This is a genomic window from Flavobacterium sp. GQ95, assembly GCF_059758655.1.
The window spans coordinates 305,682-319,863 of record NZ_JCAXEB010000004.1 but is presented as its reverse complement, the minus strand read 5'-3'; the positions used below and the strand labels follow the sequence as shown (position 1 = coordinate 319,863).

General features: G+C 33.7%; 9 protein-coding genes and 1 tRNA gene. 4 read left to right on the top strand and 6 right to left on the bottom strand.

All coding sequences use genetic code 11. The features are described from left to right. Positions 1 to 418: 418 nt before the first annotated feature. Positions 419 to 2,269, bottom strand: a complete 1,851-nt coding sequence (locus AC6CH4_RS10860; protein WP_498102839.1) for an endonuclease — start codon at positions 2,267 to 2,269, stop codon at positions 419 to 421. Positions 2,270 to 2,564: 295 nt separating this feature from the next. Further along, on the bottom strand, positions 2,565 to 4,079 hold the full coding sequence (locus tag AC6CH4_RS10855) for a hypothetical protein (RefSeq protein WP_498102837.1): 1,515 nt from the start codon (positions 4,077 to 4,079) through the stop codon (positions 2,565 to 2,567). A gap of 128 nt (positions 4,080 to 4,207) precedes the next feature. On the opposite strand from AC6CH4_RS10855, the gene AC6CH4_RS10850 reads away from it, so the two are divergent. The 4 genes from AC6CH4_RS10850 to AC6CH4_RS10835 all read left to right on the top strand — a co-directional run bounded on the left by AC6CH4_RS10850 (position 4,208) and on the right by AC6CH4_RS10835 (position 6,726). Next, positions 4,208 to 4,639 (top strand): PaaI family thioesterase, encoded by a 432-nt coding sequence (locus AC6CH4_RS10850; RefSeq protein WP_192187696.1) that lies wholly within the window; start codon positions 4,208 to 4,210, stop codon positions 4,637 to 4,639. Positions 4,640 to 4,643: 4 nt separating this feature from the next. Beyond that, positions 4,644 to 5,726: a chorismate-binding protein gene (locus AC6CH4_RS10845; RefSeq protein ID WP_498102835.1), complete on the top strand. Its 1,083-nt coding sequence runs from the start codon at positions 4,644 to 4,646 to the stop codon at positions 5,724 to 5,726. Positions 5,727 to 5,859: 133 nt separating this feature from the next. After that, on the top strand, positions 5,860 to 6,576 hold the full coding sequence (gene bshB1, locus AC6CH4_RS10840) for a bacillithiol biosynthesis deacetylase BshB1 (RefSeq protein WP_056194525.1): 717 nt from the start codon (positions 5,860 to 5,862) through the stop codon (positions 6,574 to 6,576). Between the two features lie 76 nt (positions 6,577 to 6,652). Then, positions 6,653 to 6,726: transfer RNA gene (locus tag AC6CH4_RS10835), tRNA-His, on the top strand. A 429-nt stretch (positions 6,727 to 7,155) separates the two neighbouring features. Here AC6CH4_RS10835 and ypfJ read toward each other — a convergent pair. From ypfJ to AC6CH4_RS10815, 4 genes are all read right to left on the bottom strand, one after another. Next, complete coding sequence (gene ypfJ / locus AC6CH4_RS10830) at positions 7,156 to 8,004, bottom strand: KPN_02809 family neutral zinc metallopeptidase (protein ID WP_498102833.1); 849 nt, start codon at positions 8,002 to 8,004, stop codon at positions 7,156 to 7,158. Between the two features lie 93 nt (positions 8,005 to 8,097). Next, positions 8,098 to 11,781 carry a response regulator gene (locus tag AC6CH4_RS10825; protein ID WP_498102831.1) on the bottom strand — a complete coding sequence of 1,228 codons (3,684 nt, stop codon included), beginning with the start codon at positions 11,779 to 11,781 and terminating at the stop codon, positions 8,098 to 8,100. A 91-nt stretch (positions 11,782 to 11,872) separates the two neighbouring features. Further along, positions 11,873 to 12,664 carry a hypothetical protein gene (locus tag AC6CH4_RS10820; RefSeq protein WP_498102829.1) on the bottom strand — a complete coding sequence of 264 codons (792 nt, stop codon included), beginning with the start codon at positions 12,662 to 12,664 and terminating at the stop codon, positions 11,873 to 11,875. A 123-nt stretch (positions 12,665 to 12,787) separates the two neighbouring features. After that, on the bottom strand, positions 12,788 to 14,116 hold the full coding sequence (locus AC6CH4_RS10815; RefSeq protein WP_498102827.1) for an aldehyde dehydrogenase: 1,329 nt from the start codon (positions 14,114 to 14,116) through the stop codon (positions 12,788 to 12,790). Between the last annotated feature and the right edge of the window lie 66 nt (positions 14,117 to 14,182).

Here is a 14,182-nt window from a genome sequence, read left to right as displayed (position 1 = left end):
AATTTAGTGTAAATAAATAGTAAGCGCAAATTTGAAAACAAACTCTTTTGAAAAAAAAGTCAGACGCTTTTTAAACCATATAAGTGATATAAGTTCATTTTAGAAGTATGTAAAAGTAAATACCCACTAAACTTGATTTTTTTAATCTCGCAAAGTCGCAGAGGCGCAAAGTTTTAATTAAAGTAATGATTAATCACACTGTTTGTCATTTCGACGAAGGAGAAATCCCCGCGAGAAGCTCGACAAAGATTTGCACTGTTATTATTGTATCGTCGATGGAATTTCCTTAGAAATAATATAAAATGAGAAAGAATCATTTTAATCCTTTAATCTGTGGCAAAAAAAATGCTCGCGAGGTCACAATGGCTTCGCGAGCAAAATATACTTCAATTTCTTATATCACTTATATGGTGAAACCTTATTTGATTATTATGTTTTTAATAGTCGTTTTTGAGTCTTTTATAATTTTTACCAGATAAATTCCTTTAGCAAGATGACTTACTGAAATGGCAGGATCTGTGATGTTTTCTTTTTCGAAAACTTTTTGTCCGGCAAAGGAGATAATTTCAATAGAATAAGGTTGATCTAAAGTCGAAAAACCAACATAGAAATTCCCGTCTGAAGGATTTGGATAAAGTACGATTTCATCTGAATCCAGAGCAGTAATTTCTTCTTCAACAGGCTGCGCCATTTTGCTTGCCAGATTATTACAAGTATCTGTCGTATAAGAATCCCATTGCGAACTTAAATTAAATGTTGTTGATGGAGAAGTCACAGTTGATTTTCTTCGTAAAGTAACATCAATCGCAAAGTTGGCTGTTCCACCAGAGAATGTACCGATAATATCAATCAAAACGCCATTTTTGAATAAACCTACAGCATCATTTCCGTTGAAAGTCAATTCGGTTGCTGTTGTCGAAATATTGGCTACACTTGTAGAAAAACAAGCTGAAGAGATAGAACTGTTTACAATTACAAATTTACTTCCTGTTGTTAGCGTTCCGCTTAAAGCTAAACCAGTACTCCAGGAACCTGCACCATTCGTTTGTTTTTTAATCGTGTAAGCAGATAAACTTACTGAACTACCTGTGTTATTGGCAATTTCCAACGCCTTGTTGTTTCCTGAACCTTCAATGTATTCAGAGAAAAGCAAATCGGTTGCTGTTCCGGTTCCGCTGCTGTTGGTTGTAACTGCAATTGTGTTGCTTGAAGCAGAAGCATTTCCGGCAGCATCTTTTGCTTTTACATAGATTGAATAACTTGTTGAAGCCGTTAAACCAGTGATCGTTGCTGTTACTCCTGAAACAGTTGTTTTTAAAACACTGTTTGCATAAACATCATAGCCTGTAACACCAATATTATCCGTTGAACCTGTCCAGGCAACAGTAATTGAAGTCGCCGTTTTTGATGTAGAAGCTAAACTCGTTGGAGTAGTTGGTGCCTGAGTATCTCCGGAAGGAGGAGTTCCGCCCCAAATTTGATTCACATATTCCGGATGATCGATATATGGATTTCTGTTATTTTGACGTGCATAAATGGCATTGTTTCTGGCAATTTCTCTTGCACTTACAGGATCTTGCGCATTCCATGCTAAAAGAACATTTAAAAAAGCTGTTGTAAATACTTTGTTGCCTGAACCATCAAACATGGCATATGAATAGCCGGAAACCGTATTTTCATAACGGGTGGCAAAATAAAAATACATTCTGGCAATGTCTCCTTTAAAAGCGTTTACAGGTTCAAAAACGGTTCCTGAATATCCGGATACAGCACTTGATCCTAATTTGCTTCCGTTTTGAGAAGTATAAGTTACTGAACTAACAGTACCATGAGGATAGTTGGAACGAATTCCGTTTACTTTTCCATCTGTTGGTGTAATAAAATGAGCATCGGCAACCATTGGAGATTGCTCATTAAAAACAGATTGCGGAATAATATGTTCTCTGTTATAACAATCGCCTTCTACAGAATAATTTCCGCATCGTTGTGTAGTTCCTGTGCTGTAATTGTAAGGATCTGTTCCGGAAGGGTTTTCAGAATACATGTCTAAAACAGTTCCGTCATTTTCGTAAAAATTATCAACGTCAGAAGTTTGATAAGTTGTGTACAAACCGGCATATCCATTATCAGTATGCCCTTTAATAATGTTGTACAATTGTGTTTTTAAGGTATAACCTGTTCCGGTTGCAGTATTGTAATACCCACTCGGGATTTGGGCAAAACTTGCTGTAATAACGAGTAATAAGAAAAAAGAGTAGATTTTTTTCATAAAAAATAGTTTTGATTTGGTTTGATAACAAATTGATTTTAAGAATCTTAATTGTTGATTGGATCAAATTTACTATTTTTAAGAATACGCTGAGTTAAGGAATGTTTATTTTTAGATATATTTTCTTACGGGTGAATTTCTTGCCGCAAAGACGCAAAGACACGAAGTTTTTTATAGCCACAGATTAGAAAATTAAAGTGATTATAAAAAAAATCTGTGTAATTCTGCCTAAATCTGTGCAAATCTGCGTGAAACAAAAAATTTCGTGTCTTAGCGCCTTCGTGGCAAATTCTCCTTATTTCGGGAAAATAGCAGTCTGATAAGCGCCCAAATCTGGCGGAGTTGTTCTTGTAATTCCTAAAATATCCAACGGAATTAAATACGCCTGATTTCCTTTCGCGAAAGCGGCAGAAGTATTATCAATGTTGAATTTATTCTGAGAAACGTTATAAAACTTCGGATTTTCATTCAGAATGATCTGATTGTAATGCACAGCATCCGTTTTAAATTGATAATCCGGGTTTGTGGTTGAACTGTTGTATTTCAATAAACAATTATTCAATTGATAGACAAAAGCGGCATTGGCATTTTTATTCAAATTGAATTCGTTGGTATTGGAACCATAAATGATACAGTTATTAAAAGTTGCCTGTGTCAACGGATTTGTTTCGGGAGTTGCACCGGCCAAAGTATTGCTTATGTTTACTGCAAAATGCGAACTGTTTTGCCAGTTGTTGTTAAAAGTACAATGTGTGAAGCTGTAATTTCCGCCATAAACACAGGACAAACTTGCCAGACCTGCATAATTAATTACAATATTATCTCCTGCAATTCGGGCGTTTTGAGCGAGAATTCCATATTCGACGCAATTGTAAATCTGTGTGTTTTTAATAGAAACAGTCGTGGCATCCTGATTTTTGAAAGACAAACCAATTACAGCATTTTTAAGTGTCAAATGATTTATTGAATGATTTGAACTTCCATCAGCCAGAATAACCGAATTCCATTGTCCCGGAATTGCATCATAAAGTGATTCTAATCGATCTCCTTCAAAAATGACTTCTTTTTCCAGTTTTTCGGTTGTTGATGTAGCTCCGTTTATTTTTAATGAAGCTTTTTTGTCTACGAAAAGCCCCGAGTTTGCGTGAAAGTAGACACGTGTTCCGGCTTGAAAAGTTACCGTTTTGTTTTCAGGAACTCCTGCATATCCGTAGATTACATAAGGTTTTTGATTGGTAAAAAGTAATTCATTTCCGTTTACAGCATCATTCTCATCCAAATAAAAACCATCAACATCTTTACCGTCTATTTTGATTTTTTCCTTGGTTCCATCCGGATTTTGCTTTGGATATAAAAAAACAGCATCCTGAATCAACGTCACCAAAGCGACTTGCTGCAAATTTGCGCCGCTGTCAAACTGAATTTCATCGGTATATAAAAAATCTGCTGGATTAGCATCTGTAATATCTGCAGTCGTTTCTACAAAAATGTACAAACTGTCTTTGGCTAAAAGGGTAACATTATTGAAAATTTTTCCGTTGTTACCGGCCATTCCGTCAACGGTCATACGATATTTAGAATTCAATCCTTTTTTGAGTTGAATAACTGGAATCGAAATATCATTTTTACTTTTATTGTATACTTTCAGTTGATAAGTGCTCGAGCCAATATTTTTAAAAACAGTATCCAAATAAACGGTATCTTTTGAGAACTTTAAATCTCCTGTGCTTGCAACAGTGTCGAAATCAGTTCGGCATGAACTGAAAGCCAGAATTAGACCGAGAATGAAGAGTGCAAAATAGTGACGCATTTGAATTCTTTTTTTGTAAAAATAACAAAAAACTGACAGGTTCATAAATGATTTTTAATATTAGAATTGGATTTTCTAATTTGTATCTCATCTTTTCTTTAATTTTACGATTTTAAAGCCTATTCTAAATGAATTATACCAAAGAGCAAATATTAGAGCGTTGCAATCAGTTTTCTAAAAACACTTTGATGGAAACGCTGAAAATTGAATATATAGATGCAGGAGAAGATTTTTTAACTGCAAAAATGCCTGTAAATCCAAGTGTTCATCAACCAATGGGATTACTGCACGGCGGCGCTTCAGTGGCTTTGGCCGAAAGTGTAGGAAGTGCGGCATCATTCTTTTTTATCGATACGAAAGAACAGGAAGTACGCGGAATCGAAATTTCTGCCAATCATTTGAAAAGTATTCGCGAAGGCTGGGTTTTCGGAACGGCGCGCATCATTCATAAAGGGAGAAGTATTCATTTGTGGGAAATTAAAATTACGGATGAGGCCGGAAACCTGATTTCGCTTTGTAAACTGACTAATATGGTTTTAGATAAAAAGAAAACCGAATAAAAATATGAATGACTTTTTCTCCACTATAAGAAAACACCAAGAGCAAAAATTGCCTTTTGTAATCTATTCCAAACCCAATTCTTCAAGTATTTTTGCCCTTTTGCAGCAAAATGACACTTTATATACTGTTTCAGATTACAGTGAGAAAGGTTTTGTTTTTGCTTCTTTTGATGAAAAACAGCTGTATATAATTCCGGAAGAAGAATCCAGAATTATTAGTGCCGAACAGACATTTGTTGGTTTTAGTTTCAACGAAGTTGATGATTTAGGCGTTGACCCGGAAGCTAAAAGTCAATATGAGGATTTGGTTTTCAAAGGAATTGAAGCCATTAAAAAAGAGGAGTTTAAAAAAGTGGTTTTATCCAGAAGTGAGAAAGTTGATTTGACAGATTTCGATTTTGTTATTACTTTTAAGCGTTTGATTCATCTTTATCCGTCGACTTTTTCATACTGTTTCTTTCATCCGGAAATTGGACTTTGGATGGGAGCAACACCAGAACAATTATTGAAAGCAAATGGAAATATTTTTGAAACAACAGCTTTGGCAGGAACGCAGAAAGCAACTTTAGAAACAGAGATTTCCTGGCAACAAAAAGAAAAAGACGAACAGCAATACGTAACCGATTTTATTGTAAAAAGATTGCGTGAAGTAGCTTCTTCAGTTGTGGTTACGGAACCTTACAGCATAAAGGCAGGATCAATCTGGCATATTAAAACAGATATTTCGGGAATTTTAAATGATAATTCAACCTTGAAAGAAGTAATTGATACACTTCATCCGACGCCAGCTGTTTGCGGTTTACCAAAGAAAAAAGCAAAAGCATTCATAATCGAAAATGAAAACTACGACAGAGATTTTTACACTGGCTTTTTAGGTGAATTGAATAGCAGTTTTGCACGCAATGCCCATAGCTCTGATTTATTCGTAAATTTACGTAGCATGCAAATCAAGGACAATAAGGCTATTTTGTACATGGGTTGCGGCATTACCAAAGAAAGTATTCCGGAAAAAGAATGGGAGGAAAGCGTCAATAAATCGATGACAATGAAAAGAGTTTTGAATATAAAAAAGAATAGTAGTTGTTAGGAAAAGGTTTTCAGTCACAGTCACAGTTTTCAGTTTGTACTGTGACTGAAAACTGTGACTGTGACTGAACTTGAAACCTGACCCGAGGCTGAAAGCCGAATTGGCGAAGCAAAAAAAAACAAATTAAAGAATAATGAAATTAGATATATTAGCATTTGGTGCACACCCTGACGATGTAGAATTGGGTTGTGCCGGAACAATTTTAAAAGAAGTATCTCTGGGTAAAAAAGTAGGGATCGTAGATTTAACCCGAGGAGAATTAGGTACACGCGGAACAGCTGAAACCAGAGATGAGGAAGCGAAAGCTGCGGCGAAAATATTAGGCGTTTTGGTTCGTGAAAATTTAGGTTTACGCGACGGATTTTTTGTAAACGATGAAAAACATCAGTTAGAGGTTATTAAAATGATCCGAAAATATAAACCGGAGATTGTATTGTGTAACGCCATTGATGACCGTCATATTGACCACGGTAAAGGAAGTAAACTGGTTTCTGATGCTTGCTTTTTGTCCGGATTGATGAAAATTGAAACTTCAATTGATGGTGAAAAACAAGAAGCCTGGAGACCGAAAGTGGTTTATCATTATATTCAGTGGAAAAACATTGAACCTGATTTTGTTGTAGACATTACGGGCTTTGAGGACAAAAAGGTAGAATCGATTGCAGCTTATAAAACACAATTTTATGATCCAAATTCGAAAGAACCTGCCACACCAATTACAAGTAAAAACTTTTTTGAAAGCTTAAATTACCGTGCCAAGGACTTAGGGAGGCTTGTTGGGAAGGATTTTGCTGAAGGTTTTACTGTTGAAAGATGTTTGGCTGTCAATAGCTTAGATGATTTGATTTAAAAAGATCAATATTTTTTCAATTTTTTATTTGCGGAAGTAAACATTAGTTGTATATTTGCAACCGCTAAGCAAAATGGTGGTTGTAGCTCAGCTGGTTAGAGTAGCGGTTTGTGGTGCCGCGGGTCGCCGGTTCGAACCCGGTCAGCCACCCAGAAATTTAAAGCCTTGAAGAAATTCAAGGCTTTTTTTGTGGGCATAATTTTTTCACCATATAAATCATATAAGTTTTTTGGGATCAATGAGAAAACTTGTGGAGCGCTAAAATTTAAGTACATATAATATTTAGTCTGAAAAGTAAATATTCTACATTCATTACAATCAAATTCTGTTATATTCAATTATAGCCCACGGTTTCAACCTTAGGACACATATTGTGAAATATATTCCGCTTCGATGGTTTTGAACTTGTTATTTCATTTCGAAGGAGAAACTCAAACAACACATATGAAAACTTAAAAGTCTTTTTATAAGTTCAAGGTAGTTTTTAAATGAACTTATATCGCTTATATAGTGAAAAAAACAAAAAAAGCATGACGGTTAAGTCATGCTTACATTTGGTTATTATATTTGGTTTGTGAATTATCGAATTTCTTCAAATGTAGTTCCTTGCTTGATATCACCAGTGTTGAAACCTTTTTTAAACCAGTACATTCGCTGTTCTGATGTTCCGTGTGTAAAAGAATCAGGAACGACCTGATTACTCATTTTACTTTGAATTGCATCATCACCAACAGCATTTGCAGCGCTTAAGGCTTCGTCAATATCATCGGTATCTAAATTTTCTTTATTGTAATGCGTCCATACTCCGGCATAAAAGTCAGCTTGCAATTCTAACGCAACAGAAAGCTTATTCGCTTCTGCTTCACTTTTTCCTTCCTGAGCTTCTCTCATTTTTGCTGAGGTTCCAAGTAATGTCTGTACGTGATGGCCAATTTCATGCGCTATAACGTACGCAATGGCAAAGTCGCCACCCTTGGCTCCAAACTTAGTTTTTAGCTCTTCAAAGAAGCCTAAATCCATATATACCTTTTGATCACCCGGACAATAGAATGGCCCTGATGCTGAGGATGCACCACCACAAGCCGTTTGTACAGAACCTCTAAAAAGTACCAATTTCGGATTTTTATAGGTCATGCCATGTTCTTCAAATATTTTGCTCCAGATGTCTTCATTATCGGCCAGGATTACTCTAACAAAGTCTCCCATTTCTTTATCTTCCTTGCTTAATGGGGCAGCGGCTTCAGTTTGTTGCTGGCCACCTTGCAATTGTTCTAATGCAGATCCTACGGTCTGGCCAGTTTCACCACCAAAAACATTTAAAAGCAAAATGATTATACCAATAACTCCGCCTCCAAGGGCTACTTTTCCTCCAGAAACACCTCTTCGGTCTTCAACATTATCACTTTGTCTTCTGCCTAACCATTTCATATCTTTCTATTTAAGCTTTTTTAAGTTTTCTTTCATACGAATTTATATATTTTTTAGGAATTACACGTTAACAGAAACAATTTAGTTTTTAAATTATTTCAACCATTTTCGCATGGCTTCTTCAACAGTACCTCTTATGATAGGTTTTGAGATATAATCATTCATTCCGGCTGATAAACATTTATTTCTTTCTTCTTTTTCAGCTCCGGCAGTGACAGCGATTATTGGTATGTGCTGGCCAATTTCAGTAATTCTGATTGCTTTTGTCGCTTCATAACCATTCATGATTGGCATCTGAATGTCCATAAAAACGAGATCCGGATTTATATTTTCAATTTGTTTGACGGCTTCATATCCGTTTTCGCATTCGAAAATAATAGAATTCATGTTTAAGTTCTTTACAATTGTTTTTAAAAGAAGCATATTTACTTTGTTATCTTCAACAATCAAAATGCTTATTTTTTTCTGATTTGAATTGTAACTTAAAGCATATTCCGGATTTCTGTTGTTTGAAATTTGCTTGAATTTTTCATTGATGCTTTTATGGCTTGTTTTCAAATTCAGGTCAAAATAAAAATTGCTGCCTTCGTTTATTTTACTCTTAAGCTGTAAACGACTTTCCATTAAAGCCAATAATTGATTCGAAATAGTCAATCCTAAACCTGTTCCTCCAAACTTTCTTGTTGTTGAACTGTCTTCCTGTGAGAAAGCCTTGAATATTTTTTTCTGATTTTTCTCTAATATTCCAATTCCGGTATCAGTTACAGAAAATCGGATGATATAATTCTCATCTGATTTTTTGTCCAGAACGGTCACATTAAGTTTGATTGAACCTTCATTTGTAAACTTAATTGCATTGGATAAAAGGTTGATCAAAATTTGTTTGAGACGAACAATATCTGTCCAGATGTATTTTGGTACCGATGGATCTAAGTTTAATTCAAGTTCAAGATTTTTTTGATTGGATTCGTAAATAATTAAATCAAATATTTGTCCCAGAATTTTTTGAACATCATATAAATCAATAAAAAGTTCCAGTTTTCCAGCTTCAATCTTAGAAAAATCAAGAATATCATTGATAATTTCAAGTAAGGAATGAGCCGATTGATTGATGGTTGTCATGTACTTTTCCTGAATTTCTTCAAGATTAGTTTTCATCAATAAATGCGTAAATCCGATAATACCATTTAAAGGCGTCCTTATTTCGTGCGACATATTGGCCAGAAAATCAGATTTAGATTTATTAGCTGCTTCTGCCAGTTCTTTGGCTTTTATGGCATCTTCACTTTCCTTAATTTTAGCTATATTTCTGTTTCGGTCTAAAGCCGAGGAAATGTTGTTGGCCAGTGTCTGAAAAATATAAATCTCATCGTCTGTCCATTTTCTTTCTTTGGTACAATCATCAAATCCAATAAAACCTGAGAAAGTATTGTTTGTAAACAGTGGTAAAATTAATATCGATTTAATATTATTGTTTACTAACAGTTTTTTGAAAAACGTATCTTCGAGATCGCTGGTTCGTGTGTTTAAAACTTTTCTATTTTGAGAATGAGAAATAATTTCCTTTAAATTTTCTTCAGAAAAAACTTGTAGTGTGGTTATCTGATGCTCAATTCCTTCTCTTGACCATTTGTATTGTTGACTAATAGTATTGGTTTCCAGATCTTTTTCATAATAAAAAATATGATCTACTTTTGAAGCTTTTCCTATAATGTCATAGGTTTCCTGAAACATTTTTTGCAAACTTTTACTTAATAGAAACTTTTCTGTACAAAGTGCCAATGCAGAAAGCAGTTCACTTTTATGTTCCAGTTTTTTTTCTGCTTTAAGTCGCATCTGAGAAGAAATTGCTAACGAAATTACATCAGAAATAGTTCTCGCATAGTTGATGTCTTCGTTGTCCCAATCTCTTTTTTCTCCGGTACTTTCAAAACAAACAACACCGGCTAATTGTCCATTTGAAAAAATAGGCACATCGAGCATTGATTTTATTTTGTTTTTTGTGAAGTAAATTTCCTGAAATTCAGAAGTTTCTAATTTATCAAAAACATCAGGCGCATTTATGATCGCCTTGTTTTTTAAGGTTTCAAAATAAATAGGATACGATTCCTTATCCAGAATATTTTTATCATTTAAATTCTGATCATCACTACTGAATAAATTTTTACAAATAATTACATCGTCTGTAAACTTCCAGAAACTTACCCTGTTTGCTTTTGAAACTGTTGCAGCTTCTTTTATAATAGAATCAATTACAGTTTGCAGATTATGGTATTCACGAAAATCTGTTGTTGATAATTTTTTGGTCGAATTATTATAAGCTTCAATTTTTTCGAGACGTCTTTTTTTCTCGTTTTCAATATTTTTCATCTCCGTAATATCTCTGGCGATACCGGCAAAACCAATAATTTCGTTCAGATCATTTTTACGTACGATTACTTTTTGTGAGATCCATATTTCGCTTCCGTCTTTCTTTATAACCGGGATTTCAATTGTGGGGTAACTGTTTCCGTTTTTATCCAGATTTTCATAAAAATCTACCGCATTTCTAATATAATCTTCGTGAATGAAATTAGAATAATGCTGTAGAATCACCTCGTTTTCAGCATAACCTAAAATCGAAAATCCGAATTCATTTATAAACGTAAAATAGCCATCGGCACTTATTTCAAAAATAATATCTGTAGCGGTCTGAATAAGATTTTTATATTGATCCTGAACAAGTATTTGTTCCGTAACATCCTGGCCAATACTGATAATTAAATCTTCTGAGAATTTTTTATCCTTCCATTGAATATACTTAAACTCTCCGCTTTTATTTTTTAATTTCCTGATGTATAGCTTATTATCAATGTAGTTTTTCTGATAATTTTCTTTGTTGAATTCCGGATCTTCAGTAAGTCTCCAAAACGCCATTCCCTTAACATCTTCAGGCTGATAGCCTAAAATTGAAGTGATGGTTTCACTGCAAAAAAGTAATTCCCCTTTTTCATTTGTAGCAATTGTCAGGGAATTTCCTTTATGCACAATTTCATTAGTGAACCTGAAATTATCGCGGTTATTTAATAAAACGGCATATTTGACCTGATTGATAATAAAAATTAGAATAGAAAAATTAACTAGTAAAATGGATGATTTGATTGGAATTAATTGAAAAACTATAGTTATTGTTAAAAAAGTAAAGAGTAATACAATAAAAAACCAATATACTTTTATGGGTTTTAATATGTTATACGAAAAGAAAAATGAGATTAAAAAAGTGATAATAGGTACAACATCACTGGGCAGAAGAATAATATTTCTCCCAATATAAATCATGTAAATAAAAAAAGCTATAATGAAATTTTGCTGAATCCGGTCTCTTAGAAACTTAACTTTGCCTGTAAAAAAATAGATTAGCAAAACTATGCAACCAATGGAGACATGTGAAATTAATAGACTGACAGGTCTGATTCTAAAAATTTCATTGATAATTTCAATTAAAATTATAGCAATTCCAAAAAACAAAAGATAAAGTTCATATTCCTTATTGACAGTATCATTGTCTCTTTTTTTCTCAATGAAATTACCAATTTTAGCCTTGATTTTGAAAAACTGATAAACCAAAATACTTAAAAATCCAAAAAGAGATAAACCTAAAACGATAAGTTTAGGATTGTTATAAAAAATAATATCCGGACTAAAGACATACCAATTTGTAATAACTGCTTTCAGGGTACTACCAAAATGGGTAATTCCTGAAAGCAGTGAATTATAAAAACTATAGTTTGCTACCATAGTATTTGTGTATGTTTGGTTTAGTAAATAGCGTTTTGAATTTTCCAGAAAGAGAAGGTTAGGCTCTTTATATATTTAGAATTTTCGTTTTTTATTCTAAATCCGATTGACCTATTGTGTCAATTGGATCTTCTTCATCCATATTAAAAATTCCATAATAAGTGGCGTAATTCATCGATGTATTAAAAGCAAGTGTGAACAAGATCGGTACACAGCATGCAAATACACCTACTATTGCTCCAATAAGGCCAACAATGAAAAAAGCAAAAATTAATAATGGATTTTTGCTTACAACAATGATACTTGATTTAATTGCATCTAAGGCTTTTAAATCTCCGAAAACAATTAACGGAATAACTAAATAAGTAAAAAAGTTGATAGATATTGAAATGACACCTCCCAGAAGTCCTAATCCAATACTTTCCAGGACATTTGAAATGGCAGTTCCTATGACTGCAATAACGAAAGTGGCTGTGAATATCTGAGCAAAATAAGGCGCTTTATAATAAGTAAAAATAGTAGAAACATTGAATTCCTGATCTTTATCAGCACAATCTGCCATTTTTAGAAATCCGGCACCAAAAGGAGCCAAAACGCCGCTTAAAAGTGAAATTCCCAGTGTAGAAATTAATTGTTCTATATAAGATAATTTTTGATTTTCAAGATTTTCAAAAAAATCTTTACTCATACTTTCCACACCATAATAGGCAACAAGTACACTAAAAAACGCGAATAAAAATATGAATGAAAATACTAAAATGATAAGCCCTGAATAAAGTGCTATTTTTTTATAGTTTTCGAATGCATGGTTAAAAACAGTTGAAAAATCTAAGGAATAGCCATGATTTTTAATGTCTTCGATTTGATCAGATGTAGATTTCATTTTACTGGTAGAATTGCTTAATACTTTGTATATTTTAGGTTAAATACTAAAACGTAAATATAATATATTTAATCAATTGCGTATGAAAATCTACAAAATATACATAAGTTGATTTCTGCTCGTTTACATCCAGTCTAATAATCGTTTGATAGACGCTAGTTTATCTTTATAGGGAGCATATCGCATAGGCAGGTCTAACCAGTTTCCTTTTTTTACGATCGCTTTATGATGAGAAAAAATATCAAAACTTAATTGACCGTGATAAGCACCAATTCCGCTATGGCCGACACCTCCAAAAGGTAATCTTTTATTTGAAAAATGAACAACAGTATCGTTAATGCAACCGCCTCCAAAAGAGTAGTTTTTAATCAGTTTTTTAGCAAAAGATTGATTTTCGCTAAAAATATAAAAAGCAAGAGGTTTTTCGTATTTGCTTATAACGTTCTGAATGTCTGTTTCGGTTTCATAAGTAAGAATTGGTAAAATCGGGCCAAAAATTTCTTCTTTCATTACAGGACTATCAAGAGCCGGTTCTTCGATTAATGTTGGTGAAATGAATAGTTTGTTGGCATCTGTTTCTCCTCCAAAAATCACTTTTTCGCGTTCGATCATGCTGTCCAGTCGAAGAAAGTTTTTAGTATTGATGATACGGGCAAAATCAGGAGATTTCTCCAATTTTTTACCGTAGGCCTTTATTATTTCTTCGATCAAAAAACTAATAAAATTGACTTTCATGTTTTTTTGGATAAGAATATAATCAGGGGCGATACAAGTTTGTCCGGCATTGATGAATTTCCCCCAGACAATTCGTTTTGCTGCCAATTTTAAATTAGCTGTTTCGTCAATAACACATGGGTTTTTTCCGCCTAATTCTAATGTTACCGGAGTTAGATTCTCGGCTGCTGCCTTGGCCACAATTTTACCGACAGCAACGCTTCCGGTAAAGAAAATATAATCCCAACGCTGAGCCAGTAATTTATTAGAGATTTCTACACCGCCTTCAAAGACTTCAACGTGATTGATGTGAAAAGTCTTTTCAATAATTTTTGAAATAATTGCTGATGTATTTGGTGTAAGTTCAGATGGTTTTAAAACCACTCTGTTTCCTGCTGCAACTGCTGCAATAAGTGGACATAAAGCTAATTGAAAAGGATAATTCCAGGGGGCAATTACCAAAACATTTCCGTAAGGTTCTTTATAAATATAATCGGTAGAAGGGAAGTTAAGAATAGAGGGAAAAACACGTTTGCGTCTGGCCCATTTATGAATGTTTTTGATAGTATCCTTCAGATCAGAAATAACATAATTTGTTTCTGTTAAAACAGCTTCGAATTCTGGCTTTTTAAAATCATCGTATAAAGCTTTTACAATTAAATCTTCACTTTTTTGTATGTTATACAATAACTTTTTAAGCGTTTCTTTTCTGTATCCGATGTCGTTTTTATAGTCCATTTTCTAATCAACTTGTTTTTTCTCTATGCAAGTTAATTGATAAAATTTAAAAAATTAACAATTAAA